Origin of the sequence: Mesorhizobium sp. M0676, from assembly GCF_040320535.1 — a bacterium.
In the GTDB taxonomy this organism is placed as follows: Bacteria; Pseudomonadota; Alphaproteobacteria; order Rhizobiales; family Rhizobiaceae; genus Mesorhizobium.
The window spans coordinates 1-23,693 of sequence record NZ_JAMYPU010000007.1 but is presented as its reverse complement, the minus strand read 5'-3'; the positions used below and the strand labels follow the sequence as shown (position 1 = coordinate 23,693).

The window sequence follows — 23,693 nt, the reverse complement described above, 5'->3', positions numbered from 1 at the left end:
TGGCGACTAATTAAGCGATAGATTAACGAATGGATCTCCATAAAAATCAAGACTCCCCCACTGGAATGTCGATGACGCAGAAGAGCGTGTTTTGGCCAACGCCTTTTGGAAGGCTGCTCCTGAACTAGCGCCCTCCGACAGCTCTTGATAAAAGCGGGTGAAAAACAAAGCCGAAAACTCGTCGCTGAGTGGCCAGACAGATCCGATAGCAAACCTTACACCACCTTGAAGTGCATCATGGATGAAACCCGCCAAGCCGGAAGCTGAATCCACGTCAACAACGGCACTGTCGCAGCCGGCAAACGTTATGAAAACTGTGTCCGTCAGATTGAATGTGCGGAACTCCTCCCCCGACAACACACCGGAACCAAATTCGTCATCGACGAATGCATCCTTCATCTGGCGACTAGCCATGCCGGAAAGAGCGATACCGCGGTCGCGCGCAGATTCCTGTGGTCCCTTGCGAAACAGAAGGTCGCCATACACCAGAGCCATCTCGTCGGTCGGGACCACGGCGTCATTTGGTGTGGTCATGTGTGTGCTGAGATGGATGAACGACGGGGATTTCAAGTTGAGGAACGCTCTCTTGTTGGCATTAAGGCCAGTCAGGTGAACTGATGGAAAAATTACCCCGATCGCGGCAGCCTCTCCAGCGGAAAAATCGAGAGTGAGATCTGACCGCTGGACTGTATCGTCGAGATCGTAGATCGGGTCTGCAACAATGGCCCCCTGCGACAACGTGACGGGTTCCGCAGATCCGGATGTCAGGGACGACAGTGCTTGGGCCAAGGTCAACGCCTTCGAGACAGTCACCCGCTCATCGTCTTCCGCTCTGCAATTGATAAAAATCGTATTGAGCGGGATGCGGAATATTTCGCTGTCCGGAACAATGATGAGTTCTGTGTCATGCTGGGCTGAAAACCCCAGACCCAGAGCCGACTTCAATCGCAACGCCTTGAGGGGAATGAAGAAATTCTCATCCGTTACCTCGTCTTCAGACGGAGGAAAATGGGTGATCGTTATTCGCGCCGGAGGTATTAGCTTCGCCCGGCTCTCAGCCTCGCCCAGGCCGCAAACGACCCCCCGGTAGTCCGCAATCATCCTGTCGATTGCCGCGGCGTGGCCGAGATCAAAAAACTTCAACGTCTGGTCACCGCCTGTCAGCCGGAAAAGGATGTACCTTGAGTACTCAAGCTCTGGCTTATATTCACTATCGGCTGACTCTAATTTCGCGTAGGCCGCAAAGTAATCGTCAACGTTGGTCGCGCCCACCAGCGCTTTCGTAGTACGGTGGGCGCGCACAGCATACCGCCAGGATTCACGCGCCTGTTTGTTGCGCTCGATATATTCGCTCCATAGCGCCTGCAGATTGATGATCTTGAAATACACGAACAACCTGGTGTCGATCGGCAGACTGGCGAGTTCCATCCCCGCCCCGGCTGGCAGGTTGGGAGAACGAATGTGGTCGCGAAGAGCCGACATCCCTTTCAGCAGCAACCATAACTGCGGCTGACCTATAACGCTCTCCTTGTCTTTGCTTCGGAGGACGCTTGAAACGAGAGAAAAGATCGAAGTGGCCTGGATCTCGTCCATGAAAGTGGGTGATGCGAAGGCTGGACGGTGAGAGCGCGATGCCATCGCCGAAACCGCTTCGCAGGCCCAGGTTAGCGCCTCTTCATCCCGCGATTGTGAAGTGCACAACTCGCCAATCGCCCGAGCGATGCAGCACCACGACTGCGACCCTAGTTTTGACGTGATGTCTTGCCTGCACCGGCCGGCAAACTTGATTGCGCTATCGAGGATGTGCCTGGCAACCGGGTAGTCTTGATAGGCGATAGCGAGATTGATCCGGCAAACTAGCATGGCCACATTGTCACGCTGCAGGGACGCAGACTTTTCCAACTCCTCTACATCCGTTTCCCCGTCAGCGTACACGCCTTCATGATATGTCCGAAGCACCAACCCCAGCATTTCCGCGACATCGTCGGCGTCATAGAAGTCGCGGTCGATCCGCTGCGACTGGGCGATCAGCTCGCTGATTGCCCCGTCAACTGCGACCCTGTCCGGCTTGCCCACCGGTGCCCAGATCTTGTGAGCGTTGAGGCTGAGTTGAAGTATGTGCAGGCACTCATAGCGCGCGACATGAAACGGCAACCCGGAGAGCGACAGCAGGCGTAGGTTTCGGAAGTTCCATCCTAAAATCGCTTGCAAGCTCGCTTGGAATTCGAGGCCACGCCTCAACTGAGGTATCAGCGACACGGCCTCATGGAGCTCGTCTGAGTCCACCAGAGAATGGACTCGAACCAATTGATCCAGCGAGGCATTGACTGCAAGTTCAACAACCATCCGCGGGTGAGCTTTGCTCGGGGAAACGAGGACACTTTCCAAATAAGTCGGGTCCCAGGCCAACTCATAACGATCGTAAGCGTTGGCTCGTGCCTCGATTTGCGCCGAATCTCGCAAAAAAGACGGCGACGGCGCATCTGTCAGACCATTCAAAGACTTCTCCACAAACTCGATAATTTCGGCAATCGAAGCCGCGCCATAACCGTCCTCGTCATAATCACTGAAATATTTCTGGAATATGCCATGTGTCGCTTCGAGATACTTCAGCGCCAGCAGGGCTTGAACCTTTTGGTTCGCAATCACGGGAAGCGACTCAAGCATGAAGCTCAGCAACGCATAGGCTGCCCCCACAACATGACCGACATGTCGCCAGTAGTGTTCGTTTTCCACTTTGACTTTGGCATCTGCCTTCACCGCCGCAACTTGCTCGTAAAGATCAGGCATGAAATCGATGATCGGTCGTGGGCAGTTTACCTCCAGTCCCTGCAACGGCGGATCGGGAGCCGGGTCGGTGGCCTCAGGCTCGGACCGCACTGGCGTGCCACTCTCGCGAGGAGCGTCGCTCCCCTTGCCCATCAATGCTTTAAGCCATTTCCGCATTTTGCCCTCCGTTTCATGGCCCACAAGGCAGTATGAGAGGACCCGTCCGTAAGAGGGGACTGTTACTATTGTTGCTGGCGCTATGGGGCGAATTCCCTGAGCAGCGCGGACAGTTTCGTCGCCACATTTTGCGCCTCACTGACGGGCAACCTTTGTGCATTTCAGTCACCCCATTGGACCTACCCAGGAAGACAGTGTTTCGAACACCTCCGCGGTTAACCGGACGCCCCGGTTGACGAAGTTTCCCGTCGTATGGATCGCAACGACAAGACGTTGGTTGTTCTTGGAGTCGAGGGCGAAGACCGGGCTGCCACTCTGGCCGCCGGTGGTGTCGACCATGTATTCTAGGAATTGCGGTGCTGGCTTGCCAGTTTTCTGTATCCTGACTCGCCCTGCGTTGAACCACATCGTTCCGTAGGCCTTTGTGGCTTCGTGCGGATAGCCCGCAGTGTTGACGATTGACATGTCGAGTTGGGCCTCCTCGTTAGCGGCGTACCATCGCATACCGAAATAGCCGATGCGGTCGCCGAAAGGTGCGCCGTTGACGTCGGAATCTTTGTCGAGAAAGATCGCGCCATAGTCGTGGGCGGCAGCTTCTGCGTCAGTCTTGGCCTTCTCCCACCCGGGCGCCCATTTGAACTGCGTCGCCAGCGCATAGCCGTAGGGGGCGAGTCGGCCGTTACGTCCTGGAACAATTCTAATCTGGTCGGCCGTCTGTGGGCTTTCACCGCGCGTGAACAGGCAGTGGGCGGCGGTAATGATCGTGCGTGGACCAGCAAACCATCCAGTGCCGAAACCAACCTGGCCGGACTGATAGGTGATTTCGAGGTGGCAAATGCAGCGCCACGGAATCACCGATGTATCGACGACCTGGACCCGGTCGTCGATACCGATGACGTCCTCTGGCTTTCCCTGCGGTCCGTAGCCTTCGGTTGGCGGCCTCAAGGCGCGTGGCAAGGTCGAGAAATAGCCACCATCCGGCGTCGACGCGAGAATGGCCGGATCGGCCAAGGTCTTTTGACCGAACCCGGCGGTCAAGGGCCGGAGCATATTGAAGCCCGGTACCTTCTCAATGGAGCTGCCGCCGTTGGTCTCGCTCATCAGGCCAAGACGCGTGCGACTGGTCGCGTCGGCAACGATGTCGCCGGCTGTCGGAGGCAGCGCATAGCCGCTTTCGCGTTTGGCGCTGCGGCGGGTTGGTTTGGGGAGGGGCGTCATTTCAGGGATCCAGGATATCGCTGAGGGCTACCCGGCGACCATCGGCGGCGACCAAGGCTTCCTCGCCAGATGCGAGCCTCACACTGCCACCGGGGTGGATGGTTGCAACGCGGTTGGTGGCCAGGTTGTCCCAGTCGTGCTGGAAGAGCTTGGCGAAGTATTCGTTGGCCTTCTTGTGCCGCACCAGCAGTGAGGCGTCGCGGTTGAACTTGGTCCCGGCCCCGGTCCAGTTCTGCGAGCCGAGCAGCACTAGCTGGTCATCCACGACGATGCCCTTGGTGTGACATGTGCCGTAGAACTTTATTTTGTCCTTGTCGAACCCGAATTCTACAGCGCGGCGCATGATGTCGCGCTCCTTGCCGTAGCCGCTGCGGAAGATGATACGTACGTCGACCCCGTCCTCTTTTTGCTTGTTCAACAGCGCCTTGAGAAGGCCAAGATAGTGGGCCGGAATGCTGCTTTCGTCCTCCTTGATGTCGAAGGACTGGTTGATGAAGAGCACGCGGGATTTCGCATTCTTGATGAGCGGTGTGACTATCTCCGGATAGTTGTCGGGCGTCAGGATGGGAGTGACTTCGATCTCTTCGTCAAGCTTGAGCGGCGGGAAGGGGGTGTAGCGCGGCTTGGGCCGAGGCGCCTCGACGAAATAGCCGTCAGGTACCACGAGGTCGGGCAACTGGCCCCCAGCCGCCTCTTCCCGACCTGCAGCCACGTCATCGTCATAGTCCTGTTCCAGATGATTGCGGAACAGTGTCGCGAGCGTGTCGTTGACGACGACCGCGTGCCAATCGCGATCGTAGTCCTGCACGTCGGACCAGGTCAGGCTCTCGATCGGCCTGTCGTCGCCGAAGGGTGCCTGGTTTGACGACGCCCAGTTGCCGGATGACAGCCAGAACCGCTTGTTGTCATCGTCACCTTGCGAAAGGACGGCGACCTTGATGTGATAGGCGTTGAAGAAGAGCTTGTTGGGGCCAGTCAACGCCGCAGGCGTCCACTTAAAGCGATTTCTCGCCAGATTGGCAAAGTCGTCGAGTGTCGTCTCTTCCGCCACGTCGTGCTCTTTGACGCCGGTACCACCGATGGAGTCGCTCGCAAGGCGGTCGAGAGTCATTGTCATGCGAGAACCTCGCCGCTGCAGGCCCATCTTAACCGCGCCGATGATGTGCGGGGCGGTGAAATTGTACATGCCGACGGTAATGCGGTTGTAGTCGTTCGGTCTGAAGAAGCTCGCGAGCACGCGCCACCCGGCCTCCGGACTTACATGGAGAGTCATCTGCATGTGCTCTTTGACCGGCTCAAGCGCAAACTTCGTCAACGTCAGATCTCTCTGGTAGCCGGCCATTTTGGCGGCTGCCTCAAGCGAGTCTGGCTGCTCGACGGCTTCGGGCGCGAGCTTGCGCGCCACCGAAGCAAGATCGGCCGTTTCCACGACCAGTGGAACGCCGTTCGCGGGTGCCTGAAGATCCAGACTCGAGAGGTCCTCCGGCGCATCGGGCATCGTGCGAACCACTATGCCCTTATCGCCGGTTAGCAATCCGTCGCGATACAGATAGGTGTAGCGGACATCGACAATGTCGGCCCGGTCGGCAAGCTGCCGCGCCACGGCTTTCGCCGCCTCAGCGGGGCTCGCAGCCAGGGCCAATTGGTCGGCTCCGGCCACGGATCCCGATGCGCTGGCTTGGCCGCCCGACACGATGACGGGTGTTCCCAGCCTGATGGTGATCTGAAGCGGGATTTCGATCCGGATGACGCCGGCAGCGAGCTGAATCTTGGTATCGCTGTTGTTGTTTCCCATTGTCGGATTTCCTTCGCCACTGCCAGCCTTCGGGGTATTTTTGCGGGCTTCAGACCCACCGGCCCATGGCCGATCCTTGATGAGCTTGGCGATGGCCGCCGCAGGGACTGCATGGTTGGATTTGAATGGAACACCTTGATAGTGCAGGCCGAGTGCTTTGCCTGTGCTCAGCTCGACGAGGATCGAGCCGGAACTGCCCGGCATGGTCGAGCAGTCGTGCATCAGACCCAGACCATCGGTTCCTATGAAGCGCCCCGGCGACAGCCGCTTGGTGTTGAAGACATTGCCGAAGATCCTGAGGAGCGCGGCGACGTCGTAGACACCGGGGTCGGCACCGGGATAGCCGAGCGTCGCGACGGATGTTCCTGATTTGGGAGAACCTGACAGCAGCGAGATGGGTTGCGACAGCCCGTCGGCGGAGCCCTGGCGCTTGACGCGAAGGAATGCGGCATCGATGTCGTTGGCGATATAGATCACATCGCTGATGCCGAATGAGCGCGCGGGTGTGTCCGCGCCTTCGTGACGAAAGTCGACATAGGGCGTTTCGCGTGTGCTCTTGAACGGCAGCCTCGAAAAGGCGAAGCCCTCACCGGACCGCTCGGCAAAGTGCTTGGCGACATGCGCGTTGGTGACAATGATGTCGTTGCCAAGTTCGGAGTCGATGATCCAGCCCGTACCGATCCAGGGGTAGCTGCCGTCTCCAGGCAGATCGATGCGACCCACCGACCGGATCACCCGGTCGAGCGCTTCTGTGCTCCCGCGGACGATTTTCGTGAGTTCCGCCTCTTCCGTGTCGATGCCGTTGCTGGTGGCATCCGGATCGACTTTGTCATTTACCACGGCAAGTACCGGGCGATGTAGGCTGATAACCGCTTCGAGCATATCCGACTCGGAGCGAGGAGGCGGCGCCACGGCCTCGACGCCTTCAGAGACTGTTTCGGGGCGGAGCCGTGCCTTTGCTGCTTCGATATCCATGCTGTCGCGCCTGAGGACGCCGTTCACAAAGGCCCGAAGAGAGGCATTATTTTCTTCCGACATTGTTTCCTCCGTCGAAACCACGTCTAAACAACTAGACCATCATACCTATTAGAAACAGTATTGTGTCGCCGGCTCATCTGCTTCCATTTATGATCAAATCTGCGGCATCGGTGCGTGCGCCGAGGGTGCGTTGCAGGATGGCCGACATCGATCGAGAGGCAGCGGTTTCCGTTCCAACTACGGTGCCTCGGGCGGGCACTGAGCGGCCTCATTGAATGCACGTAAGCTGCACAGTGGCGTACCCACATTGGTTTCCGGAAACGTCGGACAGCACCTTCTGTTCAACGTTCTTGCATTCATCAGGGTACTTGGTCTTCGCCCACGCATAAGGGTCAGAGCCGCATCCCAACCAATTGGCGTTCCCTCCACAAGCCTGCTGATCTGCCCGATGCACACCACAAAACTACTTTGGAGAGGGTGAAGCAAATTTTCCACAAATTTCGGCAGTGTCACTGGAACTGGCGCCGCTACCCCCCTGTCCGACTCATCGAATTCTTCATCGACGAACTCGATCTCTGCGCCGCGTGTAGCTAACAGATGCGTACTTATTCTTCCCCTTTTCTTATTGTCAGGTTTACTATCCACGCAGGAACCGCCTCTAGACCCGCCGTAAGTTGTGAAGTCTCCATGACAATGAGCATCCCTCTTTCTGTCTCGCTCTTGTGCGAGAAGCTTAGACTTGGATAATCCATAAACTTCATTTCCTGGAACGTAGCATCTGATTCTAGAGGGCAAATGTTCGTCAGGTAGGTTTTGAAGGTGGTATAAGCCTCCAATGCAACGTCTTTTTTCCGCGTGGTAACAATATTGCAAGACAGATAATATTCTCCGTCGTCCGATTCCTCTACAGTGCACGGATCGTCAATCGCCATCGGAATTCCTGGAAAAGGGATATTGGATTCCCAAATCTTGTCCTGGATCAGCTTGCCTCGCAATGCGCTTAGATCGGACGACTTTCCCAGAGCGGCGAGGACATCGTCGCAAAAATCCGCACCCGCTGCTGTCGATACAGCGGCAAGAGTAATCACCAGAGTGAACGTTGTTAAGAGGTGGCGATTTAACGCGTACATCTGCTCTCTCCTCGCATAGCCTTCTTCCTACTTGCGCGGATCTTAGCATGCCCGCGCCCATCTCACTAGCTGATCAATGGGGCGGCACCCTCCCCCTTATCGCTCTTTGCTGATAGCTTCCTTTTAAGTTCCTGTTTCCGAGAGCAGGGAATTTTTAATCAACCCATTGTTACTTGGCACTCCTAAATCTCTCCTTTCGGAGCTGTAATCGTTATGTCAACGGTGAATGCTTATTCAACGTCGCCGGGTTTTGGAGGGCCGGCCCGCCGTCGCCGAACGCAGTCTTGAGTGCCAATGTCATCCAGATCGTCGCGGTATACCTTCTGCTGAATTTAGCGATCGGCTCCCTTGCAGAGGCGCATCGCCGCAGTTCGCGGCAGACGCCGCGTTGGCGAAATCGCCCAGTGTGTTTCGGCCGTCGAAGCGCAAGGTGCGGAAGGATGTTCGTGGCCATATCGACAGACTTTCGCCCGGACGCGCCCGGTACTCGCGCCAAAGGACGAGTTCAGAGGCGGAGGAAAAGACCAGAAGCCCGCACGCAATAAGCTTGTCGTCGGCGGCCACGAGCCTCACGACGGGATAGTCAGGGATTGTGGGCGGGGTGGTATTGAAGATGAAGATGGAAACCCACAGAAGAGCTGCCGCAACAAGGTATTGCAGCAGTCGAAGCAGTTGGGCGGCATACCAGCCGAGCGTCTCCCCGGCCTTTGCGTAGAGTGGATCGGCAGCGGCGATCGACAGCGCGAGCAGCGTAGTAGCGACGGCGCAGGCGAAGATTTCGGGACCGGCGGTCTCAGTGGGCGACTGCCGCCATAGCAGGTTGGCGAGTTGCTCGCTCGGCATCAATGTTCTCGCAGCGAGCAGTAGCAAGATCGGCGCGGCCCAGACAAAGATCGCGGCGGACATCCGCAATAACCTCGTCGTCAGGTCAAGCGGGAATCGGAGGAACCACGAGGCTGAAAGCCTTCCGATGCCGTAGACCAGAACGGCAGGCAGAGACAGCAGAAGGACGGTGGCGATCCAGGCCGAGACGAATAAATAGGCTTCTTGCAAGTAGAGGACAGTCGGCACGTCTACCGAGGAAGGAATTCCGAGGTGGTTCAGATGGGCCCGAAGCGAACAGTAGCCGATCAAGGCCAAGGTTGCCGCGGCGGCTCCGAGCGATTCCAGAAGTGACTTCAGTCGCGGGAGGGCACCGTCGCCGCTCATCGTCCGTCCCCGAGTACCACGTCGGCCGGGGCCGCCGCGCCGAACTGAAGCAGCTGTTCGCTGCATCCGGTCTCTACGAGCCGTCGCAGGAGCTGATCCGACAGAGTGGACGCGCCCGCGATCTCCACCAATTGAAACCGAACGCGCTTGCCGAGGCCGCTGATCACCGACTCATAAGTGGACGATCTGGCGAGGGGTAACGACGCTGGCCAGTCTGCTTGCTGCGCGCGGAGCGCGACCATTGCCTGACGGCCGCTGGCCACCTCGCGTACAAAGGCCAGGCGTCCGACTAGGATTGTCGGGACGCCGATCGAAGCTGGGCGCCCTGCCACACGGCATTTCCTCCCAGGCGTGTCGATGCGAAACGCCCAGCCGCTAACCCCATCTTGCGCTTCCGTTCCGCGGTTACCGGCGAACGCTATCGTCGACAGCACGAACCGCCATAGGGACGGTGTGACGGCGGGCTTGGCTGGTGGAGCGGCAGGCGCCTCGGATGCTGTCAGCAACCCACTATAACCGGCCTTGACGACCACTTTCCCGGACGGCCCGAAGAGCGTGACCTCCCCGCCGGCCGGAACTGAAATCCGCGCTTTCTGGCCGACATGTTCTCCCACCGCCATTGGCAGATCGTCTATCGTGGCGTCTCCAGCCACGGAGAATACCAGAAAGTCGTCCTCGTCCGCGCACACCGGATCGCCAAGGCAAAGGGCGATCAGAACCGACAGGACCGCCACGACTCTCGTGTCGAACATGACCATTGCTCCTTAGCGGGTTGAGGCTCCGAGCAGGAAAACGCCCGCCCAGTAGTAGGGATGCCGGATTGCTGTGCCGTAGGGGGCCGCCAGCATATCGTTCTGCCCGGACTGGAGCGCCTTGTCGAAGTTGCGCGACCCGTCAGCGACATATTTCCGGACGAGTGGCATCGTGATGGCCTCGGCCGTCTGCGCCCCGATTTCCCAAGAGGTCGCCACGAGCTGTCGCGCGCCCGCCGCCATGAACGCAGTCATCAGCGAGTTGAAACCCCCGCGCCCGGACGCGAGCCCACTGTTGCAGGCTGAGAGAATAACCAGATCGGCGTCGAGAGGGAGGGCCGCCACGTCCTCGGCTGTAAGCCAGTGGCTGTCCTGAGGGCTCTCCGGTGATACGAGCAGCCTTGCCGAAGACCACGGAGTTTCCCTGACGCCGTGCGTGGCGAAGACGAGCAGACCCTGATCGGACAGACTGGCCTCGAGCAGGTTGCGACGCGAGAAGGAGGCTCTGGCGAGAATGGGACGGCCCAGCCGCCCCGCGGCCGAGTTGGCTTTCTCGATTTCGGTGGCGGCTCCGGGTGTTGGCCCGAGAGCTGATACGGCCGCCGGAGGCAAGGGAGCCGGAGTTTCGCTTGTCGCAAGCGGTGGATTACCGGCCAGGACCCGCTCGCACGCTCCCTCCGGCGCGGCCGGATCGACGGCGCTCACCAGTGGGTCGCCCATCGCTAGGACGCCTCGGGGCGCCCGGCTTGCCTTGGTTCTGGATGCCGCGAACCCACCGATGGACGGGATCGCGGTGACAGCAAATTGGCGGACGAGCCAGGGTGGCGTCCAGTGGTCGGAAACCCGCCAAACCGGCGATGCAGGCGCCGAGCTCACAAGAGCGGCGAACGGAACGCGTCCCGCTTCGTAGTCGGCCGCTATATAGAGTTCGTTCACACCTTCGAGTCTGCCCTCGATTGGCGCCAGCAACTGCGCGTAGAGACGTTCGGACGAATCGAAGGAAAAGCCTTCCGACAGCGATTCGTGGCTGCTGATTTGCCCCAGAAGAGTGTCCGTATCCGTTTTCAAGGTTCCCCGCGGCACCGAGCGCAGTGTCAACTCATTTCTCTTTACGAGCCAAATGATCACCTGGTTCCCGGTCACAATGAAGTCCAGGATGGCTTCGTTCTCGGCGAGAGAGCCCTGCAGCGCAGCGACGTCGAGCGCTGGTGCCGCAGCGACCACGGCCTCGTCGGGCAAGCCCGCCGTCATGTCGCGCCATGCGGTGGCGACCGCCCCGGCGGAGGCGCTTGCGGCGTCTCTAGCGCTAGATGCCGCCGCGGAGCCGGCGTCGGAATCGGCAGCGCACTCGGCTTTGGCTTGGTCCCGCAGCCATGTGGACAGGGCGCGGTGCCACTGTACGGCCAAGCGCGGCTGTCCATCCTTGGAACCGTCTGCAATCACCAGATCGTCGACCGTGGTGCTCAGCCGCGTCGGGCGCACTTCGGTCGACCATCTGAACAGATCCGTGAGGTTCGCCTCCCCCTCGAAGCGCCCATCCCCAAGGAGCGGAGCGAGGCTGTCGTGCACGTATTCGAACGAGTAAGGAAGTTCCTCTTTGGTTCGCTGCTCGGGCTGTTCGGCGTGCATCACCTCAAGAGCATCCGCGGCGACAAGGTTCGCGACGGCGAACGCCACCGAAGCACAATCCCGAGGGAACAAACGCGGATCGGTCACCCCCATAGAGTCAAGTTGCAGCGACGAACAGGCCTGCACGATGTCGGAGACAGCGTCTTCAGGCGATGAGCGTTGGATGAACGACTCTGTCTGATCGAAGTCCGGATGCAGCTTAATCCAGCGGCGGAACACGTCGAGCGTGGTGTCCGGCAGCCCGGCGCGCATCGCTGGAGCGACCAAATCCCGCAGGTCATGCGCCAATTGGGCCGAATCAGCCGCCGGATCCGACTCAAGCTGTGCCAAGGCAGCGAGCGATGGCTGGATCTCCATGCGCTGCCTCCGGATCTCCTCGGCCCACAGACGGAGCTGATCCGCCAGCTCGTGCAAATCGTTGTCGTCAAGACCGGCTGGGGACCGGTCCGCCTCTGAAAGCGCAAGCAGATCGGCGAAGGCCATCGCGTGATCGATGCTGCCGGCAAGGATCTCGTGCTCGGCCTGCACCGCATATACAAGTCCGGTCGCTCGACTTTCGATCCCCAGCCGCGAGGTGGCGAGAGCGCTCAGGCGATCGAGGTCTTCGGCTGTTCGCGATGGCGGGGCGACGCGCGCACGTCGCCGGACGTCGGCGAGCACGCTGACGAGCCGCGGTGGCAGTGTTTCCGCGCCGAGGCTCGTCAGGGCATCGATCCCGTTGGAGGCATCGGCGGGTGTGTGCAATGCCATGTCAGCGAGCACGGGCGATGCCGCCCGCAGCGCGGAACTATACGCATCGTAGTCGTCCGGCAATCGCGCGCGCACCTGCTGGTCTGTAGCCTCTGCGAGGCGGCGCGCTTCGGTTTGCCTGTCGAGCGCCAGAAAGTGCTCGCCGAGGCAGGCGAGCGCAGTTCCGCTCGCCTCACCAGATGGAGTTTCGCCATAGAGCGAGACATCAAGGGTCGAACGCCACAAATCGAGGACAATGCCGGGCTCGCTTCTCGCATCATAGCTTGCAGCAAGGCGTAGGAGGGCTTGCGCCTCGAGGCGGCTATCCGGTGGTCGGATGGAGCGTGCGCTGTCAAGCGCCGCGAGGCGCGCAACGCGGACCGGGTCCGAGAAACCACCCTCGGTCCGGCAAGAAAAGGTGGTGATATCCGTACTTGCTCCGGGCTTGCCTTGGGCACCCTCGCCAGGCGGTTGCAGCGTGCGCAGGCGGACCTCCTCATCGATCCAGGTTGTCGGCAAGGCGTTTGAAATAGTGGGCGGCTCCTCGGCCGTCATATCGGAGGCGCTATCAGGGCAGGCCGCGCGCATCTCTTCCATGAGCGTCGCACCGATCGGTGTGTTCCGGTTCTGTACAGCGCCTCGCGCCAATGTGGTGAGCGTCTCGCAGAACGAGGAAGGCGAAACGGACTTTGTGAAATCGAACTGCAGCGCCTTCACACCAGCGCTGAAGCGGCCGGCAATAGGCTCGTCACCTGCGCCTTCAAGCAGCGTCGAGAGAGCGGAGAGGATGGAGAATTCCTCGATTTCTGGGAGATCGCCGAGCTGCCCACCGCCAATCGGCCTCACGATAGCGCGCATGAAGGCATTCACAGCCGGAACCTGCAACTGCGCATTGAGCATGCGCTGGCCGAGAATGCTCGCTGCCGTGACCGATGTCCCGAGCGAGCCATCGGCGTAATGACTCGCTAAGTTGGCGCGAATCTGGGTCGCTTCGAAGTCGAAGCCGGCCAGTTGTAGTCGTTCGGCAGATGCTTCGTAGCCGTCGGCAAGCAACTCCTCGACGACAGAGGTGATCCCCACTTCGACGTTTATCATGAAGTTATCAAGTTGCGCGCCTTTCGGCGGGGGTGGTGGCTTAAGTAACTCGGGCAAGTTCTGCGCGAGACGCCCGATGATGTCGTCAACCTCGCCGGCGCCGCCGGCCGCCTTAAGGCTATTGATGTCCCCGATCAAAATCTTGAGCGCAATGAAGGCGCCCTCGTCATTGAAACCCTCGCCATAAAGTCGCTGCCGAATGGCCTGCCTCAGGACCGCAGCGCGTCCCGCGGGATCGGAGTCGCCACGATTTGGATCGAACGCCAGAGCTTTTGCCTCCAGCGCGGCGGCGGTCTGCGGAGCATCCGCTACCACTGTTCCTTCCTCAGGAGGCGCCTGCCTCGCTCCCAGCTTCCGCAGCGCGCGTGCCCCGATCTCCTGACCGGCGTCCAGGTAGAGTTCCCCGAGCTGGAGGAGCAGCCAATCATGAACGGGGGAGTTCGGTGGGGCCATGGTTGGATCACCAAGGAGAGCCGACAGGACCGACGCCCTCGCGGCGAGTTTATCGTCGACATGGAGGCCGTAGAATAGCTGGACCGTTTGTAGCCAGTCATCCCCGGCGCGGGCGCCCGGCGGCGTGCTCGACGCAAGTGAACCTAGTAAAATGCGTGTTGCGAGTGGAATGTCGTCGAGATCAAATGCAAGGCCAGCGAGCTGGCTTTGATCGAGATAGGCTCCCTCACCCCCGCGATCCTCGGTCATCAGCGAGGAGAGCAGGGAGCGCCCAACCGATTTCTGGCCTGTCTGCACGGCAAGGTTGGCCGCTGCCTCGTCGAATAACGTCAGGGCGGGATGGAACGACCAGTAGGTACGCGCGCGCTTTGCCGTATCCAGCATTTCGTCGAGCGCACGGCGGGCGGTGTCGGTTCCGCGGCTCGCGTCGGCCGCCGCGGCCGCCCTCAACTGCACCAGCTGGAGAACAAGCGGCGCCGTCGTCGAAGACCACCCGGGGGCCCGAATGCTCTCGGCGACATCTGCCGCCACGGCGGCATTGTCATTGGCCAACCGATCGACGATGGCGAGCTCGGCTACGACCCCCATCGAAAGCGCATCGCGACGCCGGGTGGCCGGCAGGGCGTCAACCTGTCGCCGAAGGATGACAAGCGTGTCGCGATCGGGAGCCAGAGCTGCCAGCGCGATCTCGTTGACCTCCCCGCGCATGGTGCCGCTCGGATCAAGAGGGAGCACGTCGGAAGAATTCTGGACGGAAACGCTGATCTCGCGGAGCTTGCGCCACTTGGCAAGCAAGGCCTCGTTGTCCGGCGTCGAACCTGCGCGGGCGAGGGCGAGGTCCACCTTCTCCCCGTCCCCCTTGTCGGCCAAGGGAGCAATGAGTTCAATCGCATCGAGCACGACCTTGTCGCGCGCCGCGGAGGATGGTTCCTGCGCGGCGGCCGACAAGATCGCGATCTGTGCCTTGCGAACGTCTGCAAAATCGAGGAGTGGCCTCGGCAGTATCTTCTCGTCACCCGCGTTCGATGCCGGCGTGGACGACATTAGAATCACGAAAGCCATCACAATGAATCGGCGCAGTCTCACAATCCAGTCCTCCGGAGCCAGTGGTGTGACCCGCACGTCAGGGCGTCGGCGAGGTGACATCCAGTGAAATCCACCAGTCCTTGTTTCTACCGATTTGCGATTGGCGAATTTCTACCGACGGATCCTCGACCGCGCGTTCGAAGGTGTATGCAGCGCGCTTCTTGTGATCAGTCCGTGCGGATACCTGCCAGTCAGAGCCGAGGCATGCACCGACATCGATCTTTACGACCTCGATCCCAGCGATGATCTGCTCACTCAGCGCGAAGGGGCCGCTCTTGCAGGTGAAATAGGCCTGATTCGGATCGAGCAGCGCGATATAGCAGTCTTGCCATCCGCCGAGTTGCAGATTGGCGGTCCATTGATCGACGTCCTCTGTTGGACCACGCAGTGCCTCAAAGAGCTTGTCATTCTTCGACAGCACTTCTTTCAACTGGTCACACGGCAGAGGTGGCACCTTAGCGGAGGTAGCGAGACCCGCCCCGTTGGCCCCGCCCTCGCTTTTCGGCGCGATGCTCGCTTTCGGCGCGTCCGCCGTTCCGGTCGCATCGTCCTTGCGCCGAATGAACTCACGCACGTGAAAGGAATTCGACTCCGGACCGCCCGCCTCGTTAAGGGCCACAATAATCTCTGGCTCGCCGTCCATGGCGACGACGGCCGTCACGGAGTTGGCGTAGAACATGTGCCGCTTCGCGCCGGCACACCTCGCTGCGGCGGACGCGATCTCCTTCAGTGCTGCGAGAGCTTGGTCGAACGGGAGCGAATCCTTCGAAAGGCAGGCAATTCCTCCCGGAACCAGGCCACAATCAAGCTTGCCCGTGAATGTCGAAAGGCCGCCCTCGCTGGAGGGGTCGGGCGGGACTGCCGGCGAGGCCAGCGAAGAAACGCGGACGCAGGTTTCTGCGGCGATCGCAGATTGCAGAGCTGTCCCGAGAGCCAGAAGGCTAGCCAAGCCAATCTGCACTAAATAAGCGCCCATCATTCCCCACCCCCCCGCTCAGGATCGGAAGTTGTTTAGCGACACACTCTTTCATCTATGGTCTACCCGATTTTGCTTTTCGGCAAGCAATATCCCGAGGCGCCAAGTCCGGTCAGCACTTCGCGTCGATACATCATGAACTCTCTCCACAACCGTGAGGTACAGGATGAAGTCTCGGTGCTGACCATCGATCGGTCAATGGGCTTGCAACACGCCGGAATCTTGAAGAACCATTTGCGATCCAATTCGGCGACCGCAGTCCCATTCTCTTTCCAAGAAGCCAATGGAACTCGGCCGCTTCATTCGCAGTTGACTTCAACAAGGTTCATTTCAGGGCACCATTGAATGCGCATGAGCATGCTCAACTGCATTTCCAGACGGCGTTATCCGCTACGCAGCCCCCGGCTCCGTCGGGTTTATAACTGGTCGTTCCGGGCCAATGATCGCTTACAACCCAGGAAGCGTGTCCGCCGTGCAGCAAATCACCGCTGCGAGCCAGCCACCGTCCTCGGTGCCATCGGCTCAGCCATCCACAACCCCCTGGGTGCCGGTCGCTCCATCTCCGTCAGCTTCACCGCCCTCTCAGAGTATCCGTCGCTTGATCCCGTAGGCTGGCTGGGGCGTATCGGACATCGCCGAAATGATGCGCCCACCTATAAAGGCGGTCCAAACGAGTGAGTATCAGGGAAGGTCCTGCCTTTTCGCGGCGTTTATCGCTTTCCCAGTTCAATTCGTCGATGGTTTCGGCCAGGTCCACCTCAACGAATTCACCGACCGGCTTGCCATGATCCCCGCAAAAATGCTGAACGCTTGCGGCTGCTGAGTCTCTAATCCGAGGCGGGTGGAGCTTGTTTTTGGTCGAAACGCGGAACATGTGAAACGCGACTCTGACGCGTTTCAGGGGCACACCTGCAATCAAGTCACTGTATCGAGCCAAAGCGGGCAAGCCAGGATCACATCACATTCTTCAGGCAGGCCATGCTCACGCAGAAGCAACACGATAGCCGCCGCGGTCGTGCCTGTGGTGAAGGTGTCGTCGACAATGACGAGCTGCTCGATTCCGTTTTCGGTACCCTGTGGCTGGTAGCTCAAACCGGAGACGACCTGGTCAACTGTGGCCCCCTTCCCCGCACGAAACTGACCGGGGCGCGTCATGGCCGGGGTCAAATCGATAGCATTGGGAAATTTCCTTTTTATCGCCTCCCGATAGGGCTCGGCTTGCCACGCAAAATCGCTCGGAGGGGACAAAACGGCGGTGACGGGCCCCGGTACCTTCTGGGAAAGCAGTTCGAAAAACTCTTGCTCCCGGCGATGATAGCGGCGCGCCACCTCGGTTTCCTCCGGATTGCCTAACGCCCGGAGGATGCCTGAACGCATGCCTTGAAGATAATCAAAAGGCCCGGGCTCTTTGCCCTTGTAGAGGGCGATGACCCGCACATCGAGAATCGGAGATTTGACCGGGACGCCTACCTTAAGATCGACCAGTATCTCAGCCATGGAGTCAACTCTCCTGAACCCGTTTGCCAGCGGCCTTAAAAATGAATGGCTCATCTTTTGATGCGACCACCCAGCGTACAGCCCGCTGGATAACGAGTGCGTTTTGGTTCCGAACTAGCTGGTTCGTCATCGGCATTGCTGATCCCCTCGGCGCCTTCTTAGTCCCCCCTGAAAACTCTCTATGCACGAGAAGCACGGTAATGCGAGGCGCCAGGGGGCAGTACGTCACAACGCCGGGATTGACGCCCACTTCCTCTCCCAACGCCGGAGCAAAATCGGAATCGCTGATATCGAAGCACGGCCAATCAGACGTGATAAACTCGGTGCCTTCAGAAACGTAAAAAATCGAGTTCATCGATCGGAACCGTGGAAGAACGTAATCGAATCCACTCTCCGTAAAATAGCCTGGATTCAAACCGCGCCTTTTCTCTTCCTCGGTTAGCGAGGTGGTCTGCAGCTCAAATGCTTTTTGCTCAATCGCACCGGGTACGCGAAGATATTGATAACAGGCGAACTCCTTCAGAGCTGTCTCGTCCTCAACAGTCAGCGTCCTATTGAGATTGCGTGCAACCTCTTGCGGTGAGAAAGCGCTCGATGCTGCGATGAGCTTCCTCAGCGAAGTTGCGGCTTTTCCCTCGGCGGCAGAAAGGATCGCCTCGACGCGATTGTCCGGCGAAGTCGGATCCTCCTCATAGTACCAGCTTATGGCCAGCGCATTTTCGGGCGCGGTGTGAATGCATTTGTTCCCCTCGAGATCATGCAGAGCGACTCGACCGGACGAACCTGCCCAGGATTCCAGGTAAGTAACTGGGACGTAATGCTGTCTTTTTGTCAGATGGGCCATGCTTCACAATTCCGATTGGATCAGGCAACGCACTACCCGGATCGTCGGGATTGCACAACGCTAGCGGCGCTAAAGGGCGGGAAGGAGCGTGAGGGTTGGGGCCAGGGAAACCCTCGCTCGCCTCAGCCGGTTCGATACCGGATGCGGTCACCAAACACAAAAAAGCCGGGACATCTCTGCCCCGGCTTATGTACTTGGACAGCAGCGCGCGCACGACGACGCGGAGCCACCGGATCGAAAATTCAGCTATGCCCTCTAAGGCCGTCGAGCGTCCGCCGGCTCAACTTGACTGCGACGAGAATCCGGCGCCTGAGAACGCAAATGCGCCATGGCTACGGCATGGCTGACAATTGTATCCGGAAATTTTCGGAATACTCGATGCTGCCTCCAAGCGCCGGTGTCAGGTTTGGCCCGCCCGGACAACCAGTATCTTTCCGATAAAAATGGAGGGAGGGGTCGTCGACCCCGCAAATGCGACCGCAACTGGCCTCGGAATATCAATAAGGCTGCCTTGATGGTCTGGTAGATCACAGGAGGCAGAACGGGAAACTCGTGCTTACAGGAAGGGGTACGCTCGTGGAGCTTGTTTGTTGCGTCGCGTGGCTGTGACGCTGGCTCCTCGCGGCGAATGCCTGCTTATGCGATTTTCACCCTGAAAGCTGACAGTCAACTTCCGGGTCCCCAAATCAGTCATTTGCCAACGCAAGTGTTGCGAGGTCCGTGCCCAAACCGGTCAGCCCGGTCGCGACTGGTTTTTGTCACCGGTTCATGCTACAGACATGCTACGTTACGGTAAAATAGATTAATAGAATCAATGATTAAGACGATCGTACGCTGCGTCTCTTCGGGCGCGCCATTTCCGCCGAATCTGCGATTTCCTGCGATCCGCTAGCCGGTCTTGGGCTCGCATATGAAGAGCAGGTCGCGGAACACGTTGCCGAGCACCGCCTCATCCGAGTGCTGGAGAACTGGACGCCGCCTATTCCGGGCTTCTTCATTTATTACCCCAGTCGTCAGCCTGACTGCGCTATAAACGCGCTGCGATGTTCTTGAAACGGGAGAGTACGCGGCGACCGTTATCTGGGCGCAGCGACGCTGAATGCTCATTCACGCGCCGCGCAGCACGCTCACTTTTCTTCCGCCTTTCCCGGATCAGGGCCCAATAGGCCTCGCTCCAGCCAGATACCGCTCATTGTCAAACGGCTCGGCGTGGGTGCTGCCCGGGCTCCACATGTGGCGGTGGGTCTCGGTCAGATTGCCGAGATAGACATGCAGCGCGCCTGAGCGGGCGATGCCGGTGTTGGCGACCGCGTGCACAGTATCAGGGGTCATGTGCACCACGGCGGGCGCCGCGATGTCGTGGCGTTCCGGCGCATCGATCTCGCTGCCGTCAACGGGATAGATGAAGTTGGTCTCGCTACCCTTGTAGATGCCGATCAGCGCATCCATCAGATGGTTATGCGGCGGGTACTGCAGGCCGGGCGACAGCGTGATGTGGTAGATGGTCAAGTCCGGGCTGGCATGCAGCAGCACCTCATCGTCGTGTTCCTCATGCGCGAGCACGCCTGATGCATGGAAGCGATCGGTGTGTTCGCGCAGCACCGCCTTGACCCGTTCGAAGGCATGAGCACCTTTGGCTGCGTTGACGATATCGGCGGTTACGGCGTAGAGAGGCGAGTTGGCGGCAAGAGACATTTGGCGTCATCTCCATTGGGAAGCTCAACCAATACAACTGAGATGCTCAGGCTAGCGAATGCCGGCAGACCCGTCAACCGGATGGTCGAAACCGGCAAGCAGACTACGCGGGCAGACCAAACGGGCAGGCAGATATGGCTCTTCCGAAATCAGTGTCACCGTCCGCCGTCAAGGCGCCGTCGACCGCCGACATATTGCGCAGCGAGGAAGCTTATGAGCAGCTGAAGAGCGACATCGTCGCCTGCGTCCTGCAACCCGGCGAAAGCCTGACCGAAAAGCAGATCGGCGACCGCTACCAGATCAGAAAGGCGACGATCCGCTCGGCTTTGGCCCGCCTGACGCAGGAAGGGCTGATCAAGAGCGAGCCGCGCCGCGGCTATGTCATCGCACCGCTCAGCCTGCGCGAAGTCAACGAGATCTTCGACGTCCGCAGCCTGATCGAACCGGAAGTGTTCCGGGTGGCCGCGGCAAACCTCACCGAACGCGGGCTCGACGACATCAGGCTGGCGGCGCAGAAGGTGCTGAAGCCGGAGACGCTGCGCAGCCATGTCGCCTTTCTGGCGGCCGACCGCGCCTTTCGCCTGGCCCTGGCCGAACTCTCCGGCAATCTGCGGCTGGTTCGCCTGCTCGACCAAACGCTCGACCAGTCGGAGCGTGTCCTCCATCTCGGCTTCAAATCGCGCGACTTCACGCAAGCGATCATCGGCCAGCAGAAGGAGTTGGTGCTTGCCTGCGAGCTGGCCGAAGTCTCGGCCATCGCAAAGCTTGCCCGCTCGCAGTGCCTGTCGCTCAAGAAGCAGGTGCTCGAGGCCTTGCTCGCCGGCTCCAAGCTGCAGGACGCCAATTTGCAAAGCTTCGCCTGAGGCGCGAAGTCCGCGCTCTCTGGCCGATGCTTACTCGTCGATGAAGCGGATGTCCGCATCGGCAAGGCAATAGGGCGCGTAGCGGAAATCGCGGATATGGCTGACCTTTCCATCCTGCCAGTCGACCAGCATGAAGCCGCGCACGGCGTCATCTCCCGTTTGCGGGTTGCGGATCAGGATGGCCGGCCTGCGGTCGACGAAGCCGAGCGACAGCGCCCAGTCCTGGACACGGTCGTAATTGCCGAAATAGTTGGAAACCTGCGCCTTGCCGCGCATGCGGGTGCGGTTGACGACTTCAAGCTGGATATCCTCGGCGATCAACGCGCGCACGGCGTCGAAGTCGCGCGCGTTGAACAGGTCGACATAGCGGCGCAGGCGCCGCTCGTCACCGGCGTCGAGCTTTGGGGCAGGCGCCTGCTCGTCCTGTGACGCCAGTAGGCGCAGCTGCGACCGCCCGCGATGCAGCGCTGCCTTGGTCGCGGCCAGCGTCGCGCCGGACACTTCGCAGGTTTCGTGCAGGCTGAGGCCAAGCACGTCGATAAGGATCACGGCGCTGCGCTGCACTGTTGCCAGCTGCATGAAGCTTCGCAGGCTGGCGGCGGTGGCGAGCCTCGCATCGGCGCTTGCGGAGGGGTCTTCGATCGTCGTCATGTCGGTCTCGCTCATGCGCGCCTGCTCCCGCTGGCGCCGGCGCAGATGATCCTGCGCGGCATTGTGGGCTATGCGGAACAGCCATTGCTCCGGACGCCCAACGGTGGCGTCGCCGTCGATGGCCTGCAGTGCCTTGATCAGTGTCTCCTGGACGATGTCCTCGCCATCGATCACCGAGCCGGCCATGCGGGCGCAGTAGCGGTGCAGCTTCGGTCGCAAGGCGCCGAGCATCGCCTCCAGGGCAACGCGGTCGAGTTTTGCTGTGTTCATCCTGTCCGTTCCCAAAATGCCGGTCTTTGCATTCAAGCCGGCACGACCTCGCCGGCCAGCATACGATAATTGCCGACGATCTTTGCCGGCGATCTGGCAAGCGGCGTCGAGCGGCGCCCGGCATGATCGGCGCTGAAGGCCTTGAAGGCTGCGAGCCCCGTCAGGCCGTCGCCATCCTGGCTGACAAGATGGATGAACTCGCCATTCTCCAGTTCCAGGACGAGGTAGCGCACGGATTGCGGCTTCGTGTCGTCGAGTGCCTCGAACACCTGTGCAACCAGCATACGGTTCTCGGCGATGCTTTCGTCCTTCACGCCGTAGCGGATGAGATTGTAGCCCATTGTCGTCTCCTGTTTTTCAACTCTGCACGGAGAAGACGTTTCGCGGCCTCGAAAAGATTCGTCGCCCGGCGAATCTTTTCGATCGTCCGGATCGTCTTTCCCGTCGACGGCTGCGCGGCAGCCGTCCAGGAGCAGGAGAGACCCATCATGCACATCCAGTTTGCCGAATTGCCGGTGTTCGACCAGGACCGCGCCAAGGCCTTCTACACCGGACATCTTGCTTGCCAGGTGGCGGAGGACCAGCTGATGGGCGACAGCGGCTGGCGCTGGATCGAGCTGACATTTCCCGGCGCCGTCACCAATTTGCATTTCGTCAAACGCCCCGATGACACGCCGGGCACTGAGCCCGTGCTGGTGCTCGTTGATGGCGATGTCGAGGCAACGGTCGCGGGCCTGAAGGCGCGCGGCGTCGAAATCATCACCGAGCCGCAGGAAGCGCCTTGGCAGCCGGGCCGCACGGTCGCCGAATTCCGCGACAGCGAGGGCAACCTCATGGTTGTGACCGGCAAATGATCGGACCCGGCGCAAACCCGAACTTTGACATGAGAACAACAGGAGAGATGGACATGACCCCCCAAACGTCGACGCTGAAAGTACCGGGCGCCAGCCTCTATTATGAGATGCGCGGTTCCGGCCCCGTACTGTTGATAATCCCCGGCGGACCGCAGGACGCCGGCGTCTTCGCCGATGTCGCGGGCCACCTCGCCGACCGCTACACGGTGGTCGCCTATGATCCGCGCGGCAATTCGCGCAGCACCTTCGACGGAGAGCCGCAAGAGCAGGACCTCGATGTCCATGGCGACGATGCTGCGCGATTGATCGAGGCGCTTGGCGCCGGACCGGCCTATGTGTTCGGCACCAGCGGCGGCGCCCAGATCGGGCTCAACCTCGCCGCCCGCCATCCCGGCCGGGTTCGTGCGCTGGTGGCGCATGAGCCGCCCAGCATGATGCTGCTCGACGACCCGTCGCCGTCACTGGCCGGCATGCGCGACCTGCACGACACCTATCGCAGCCAGGGTGTCAAGGCGGCGATGCAGAAATTCTTCAGCGAGAACAGCCTGTCGGAAGGGCCGGGTCAGGATGAAGCCGGGCCGCAGGACGGACCGCCTTCGTTCGAACCGTCGCCCGAGGAGGCCGAGACCTTTGCCAGGGTCAGCGGCAATTTCGAATACTGGCTGGCGCATGGCGTCATGCCGCTGTCGCTCTACCGTCCTGATATCGAGGCGCTGCGCGGCCGCCCGGTCGTGGTCGGCATCGGCGAAGAGTCCATCGGCCAGCCGATCGACGGCATGGGCAAGGCGCTGGCCGACAGGCTCGGCAGCAAGCGCGCCGCCTTCCCCGGCGACCATATGGGCTTTGCGCCCTATCCCGATCGCTTCGCCGAGACCTTGCACCTGACGCTCAGAGGCGCGTGAGATCGTCAGTCCAATAGGAAAGGGCGTACCCATGGACCAAGAGGCCGCCCATGTGCCCAGAAAATTACGGCGAAAATTTGTGTTTAAAACCGGGTACCCGCCATACATTGCGCCCGCGCCG

Annotated in this window: 16 protein-coding genes and 1 pseudogene; 4 read left to right on the top strand and 13 right to left on the bottom strand. The window is 60.2% G+C overall.

Features of this window, described 5'->3' with window-relative positions:
- Nucleotides 1-6: 6 nt before the first annotated feature.
- From NKI35_RS09390 to NKI35_RS09345, 10 genes are all read right to left on the bottom strand, one after another.
- Nucleotides 7-2,946 (bottom strand): CHAT domain-containing protein, encoded by a 2,940-nt coding sequence (locus NKI35_RS09390; RefSeq protein WP_352739658.1) that lies wholly within the window; start codon nucleotides 2,944-2,946, stop codon nucleotides 7-9.
- 165 nt (nucleotides 2,947-3,111) lie between these two features.
- Nucleotides 3,112-4,164, bottom strand: coding sequence for a trypsin-like serine peptidase (locus tag NKI35_RS09385; RefSeq protein ID WP_352739656.1), 1,053 nt, complete (start codon nucleotides 4,162-4,164; stop codon nucleotides 3,112-3,114).
- A gap of 1 nt (nucleotide 4,165) precedes the next feature.
- Nucleotides 4,166-6,997 (bottom strand): phospholipase D-like domain-containing protein, encoded by a 2,832-nt coding sequence (locus tag NKI35_RS09380; RefSeq protein ID WP_352739654.1) that lies wholly within the window; start codon nucleotides 6,995-6,997, stop codon nucleotides 4,166-4,168.
- A gap of 545 nt (nucleotides 6,998-7,542) precedes the next feature.
- A complete protein-coding gene (locus tag NKI35_RS09375) occupies nucleotides 7,543-8,067 on the bottom strand; it encodes a hypothetical protein (protein ID WP_352739652.1) in 525 nt (174 codons plus the stop codon).
- A 297-nt stretch (nucleotides 8,068-8,364) separates the two neighbouring features.
- On the bottom strand, nucleotides 8,365-9,276 hold the full coding sequence (locus tag NKI35_RS09370) for a hypothetical protein (RefSeq protein ID WP_352739650.1): 912 nt from the start codon (nucleotides 9,274-9,276) through the stop codon (nucleotides 8,365-8,367).
- On the bottom strand, nucleotides 9,273-10,028 hold the full coding sequence (locus NKI35_RS09365) for a hypothetical protein (protein WP_352739648.1): 756 nt from the start codon (nucleotides 10,026-10,028) through the stop codon (nucleotides 9,273-9,275). Before NKI35_RS09365 ends, NKI35_RS09370 begins: the two co-directional genes overlap by 4 nt.
- Before the next feature lie 12 nt (nucleotides 10,029-10,040).
- Entirely contained in the window at nucleotides 10,041-14,996 is a 4,956-nt protein-coding gene (locus NKI35_RS09360) for a CHAT domain-containing protein (RefSeq protein ID WP_352739646.1), read from the bottom strand.
- 61 nt (nucleotides 14,997-15,057) lie between these two features.
- Nucleotides 15,058-15,999 carry a hypothetical protein gene (locus NKI35_RS09355; RefSeq protein ID WP_352739644.1) on the bottom strand — a complete coding sequence of 314 codons (942 nt, stop codon included), beginning with the start codon at nucleotides 15,997-15,999 and terminating at the stop codon, nucleotides 15,058-15,060.
- A 912-nt stretch (nucleotides 16,000-16,911) separates the two neighbouring features.
- On the bottom strand, nucleotides 16,912-17,493 hold the full coding sequence (locus NKI35_RS09350; RefSeq protein ID WP_352739642.1) for a hypothetical protein: 582 nt from the start codon (nucleotides 17,491-17,493) through the stop codon (nucleotides 16,912-16,914).
- Nucleotides 17,494-17,497: 4 nt separating this feature from the next.
- The gene (locus tag NKI35_RS09345; RefSeq protein WP_352739640.1) at nucleotides 17,498-18,337 is read right to left on the bottom strand and encodes a DUF4238 domain-containing protein; all 840 of its coding nucleotides are present in this window, start codon (nucleotides 18,335-18,337) and stop codon (nucleotides 17,498-17,500) included.
- Nucleotides 18,338-19,225: 888 nt separating this feature from the next.
- Between NKI35_RS09345 and NKI35_RS09340 the strand changes: the two are divergent.
- Nucleotides 19,226-19,390: pseudogene (locus NKI35_RS09340) on the top strand (LysR family transcriptional regulator); the annotation flags it as partial.
- A gap of 99 nt (nucleotides 19,391-19,489) precedes the next feature.
- Here NKI35_RS09340 and NKI35_RS09335 read toward each other — a convergent pair.
- Nucleotides 19,490-20,032, bottom strand: coding sequence for an autotransporter (locus tag NKI35_RS09335; protein WP_352739638.1), 543 nt, complete (start codon nucleotides 20,030-20,032; stop codon nucleotides 19,490-19,492).
- Nucleotides 20,033-20,166: 134 nt separating this feature from the next.
- Here NKI35_RS09335 and NKI35_RS09330 point away from each other — a divergent pair, with 134 nt between their 5' ends.
- The gene (locus NKI35_RS09330; RefSeq protein ID WP_352739636.1) at nucleotides 20,167-20,895 is read left to right on the top strand and encodes a GntR family transcriptional regulator; all 729 of its coding nucleotides are present in this window, start codon (nucleotides 20,167-20,169) and stop codon (nucleotides 20,893-20,895) included.
- 30 nt (nucleotides 20,896-20,925) lie between these two features.
- On the opposite strand, the gene NKI35_RS09325 is transcribed toward NKI35_RS09330, so the two are convergent.
- Together NKI35_RS09325 and NKI35_RS09320 are read right to left on the bottom strand one after the other, a co-directional pair.
- Nucleotides 20,926-21,816, bottom strand: a complete 891-nt coding sequence (locus NKI35_RS09325; RefSeq protein ID WP_023752340.1) for a sigma-70 family RNA polymerase sigma factor — start codon at nucleotides 21,814-21,816, stop codon at nucleotides 20,926-20,928.
- Between the two features lie 32 nt (nucleotides 21,817-21,848).
- Nucleotides 21,849-22,157, bottom strand: coding sequence for a hypothetical protein (locus NKI35_RS09320; protein ID WP_023681378.1), 309 nt, complete (start codon nucleotides 22,155-22,157; stop codon nucleotides 21,849-21,851).
- Nucleotides 22,158-22,304: 147 nt separating this feature from the next.
- Between NKI35_RS09320 and NKI35_RS09315 the strand changes: the two genes are divergently transcribed.
- Complete coding sequence (locus NKI35_RS09315) at nucleotides 22,305-22,670, top strand: VOC family protein (RefSeq protein WP_352520651.1); 366 nt, start codon at nucleotides 22,305-22,307, stop codon at nucleotides 22,668-22,670.
- Between the two features lie 53 nt (nucleotides 22,671-22,723).
- Nucleotides 22,724-23,572 (top strand): alpha/beta hydrolase, encoded by an 849-nt coding sequence (locus tag NKI35_RS09310; protein ID WP_245266207.1) that lies wholly within the window; start codon nucleotides 22,724-22,726, stop codon nucleotides 23,570-23,572.
- Nucleotides 23,573-23,693 lie beyond the last annotated feature (121 nt).

What these genes read in the sequence shown, in the direction of transcription:
- NKI35_RS09385 (WP_352739656.1), bottom strand. Translation starts at nt 4,164, where the DNA reads ATGACGCCCCTCCCCAAACCAACCCGCCGCAGCGCCAAACGCGAAAGC.
- NKI35_RS09375 (WP_352739652.1), bottom strand. Translation starts at nt 8,067, where the DNA reads ATGTACGCGTTAAATCGCCACCTCTTAACAACGTTCACTCTGGTGATT.
- NKI35_RS09365 (WP_352739648.1), bottom strand. Translation starts at nt 10,028, where the DNA reads ATGTTCGACACGAGAGTCGTGGCGGTCCTGTCGGTTCTGATCGCCCTT.
- NKI35_RS09320 (WP_023681378.1), bottom strand. Translation starts at nt 22,157, where the DNA reads ATGGGCTACAATCTCATCCGCTACGGCGTGAAGGACGAAAGCATCGCC.
- NKI35_RS09310 (WP_245266207.1), top strand. Translation starts at nt 22,724, where the DNA reads ATGACCCCCCAAACGTCGACGCTGAAAGTACCGGGCGCCAGCCTCTAT.
- NKI35_RS09325 (WP_023752340.1), bottom strand. Translation starts at nt 21,816, where the DNA reads ATGAACACAGCAAAACTCGACCGCGTTGCCCTGGAGGCGATGCTCGGC.
- NKI35_RS09355 (WP_352739644.1), bottom strand. Translation starts at nt 15,999, where the DNA reads ATGATGGGCGCTTATTTAGTGCAGATTGGCTTGGCTAGCCTTCTGGCT.
- NKI35_RS09330 (WP_352739636.1), top strand. Translation starts at nt 20,167, where the DNA reads ATGGCTCTTCCGAAATCAGTGTCACCGTCCGCCGTCAAGGCGCCGTCG.
- NKI35_RS09380 (WP_352739654.1), bottom strand. Translation starts at nt 6,997, where the DNA reads ATGTCGGAAGAAAATAATGCCTCTCTTCGGGCCTTTGTGAACGGCGTC.
- NKI35_RS09390 (WP_352739658.1), bottom strand. Translation starts at nt 2,946, where the DNA reads ATGCGGAAATGGCTTAAAGCATTGATGGGCAAGGGGAGCGACGCTCCT.
- NKI35_RS09360 (WP_352739646.1), bottom strand. Translation starts at nt 14,996, where the DNA reads ATGGCTTTCGTGATTCTAATGTCGTCCACGCCGGCATCGAACGCGGGT.
- NKI35_RS09335 (WP_352739638.1), bottom strand. Translation starts at nt 20,032, where the DNA reads ATGTCTCTTGCCGCCAACTCGCCTCTCTACGCCGTAACCGCCGATATC.
- NKI35_RS09315 (WP_352520651.1), top strand. Translation starts at nt 22,305, where the DNA reads ATGCACATCCAGTTTGCCGAATTGCCGGTGTTCGACCAGGACCGCGCC.
- NKI35_RS09350 (WP_352739642.1), bottom strand. Translation starts at nt 17,493, where the DNA reads ATGGCTGAGATACTGGTCGATCTTAAGGTAGGCGTCCCGGTCAAATCT.
- NKI35_RS09345 (WP_352739640.1), bottom strand. Translation starts at nt 18,337, where the DNA reads ATGGCCCATCTGACAAAAAGACAGCATTACGTCCCAGTTACTTACCTG.
- NKI35_RS09370 (WP_352739650.1), bottom strand. Translation starts at nt 9,276, where the DNA reads ATGAGCGGCGACGGTGCCCTCCCGCGACTGAAGTCACTTCTGGAATCG.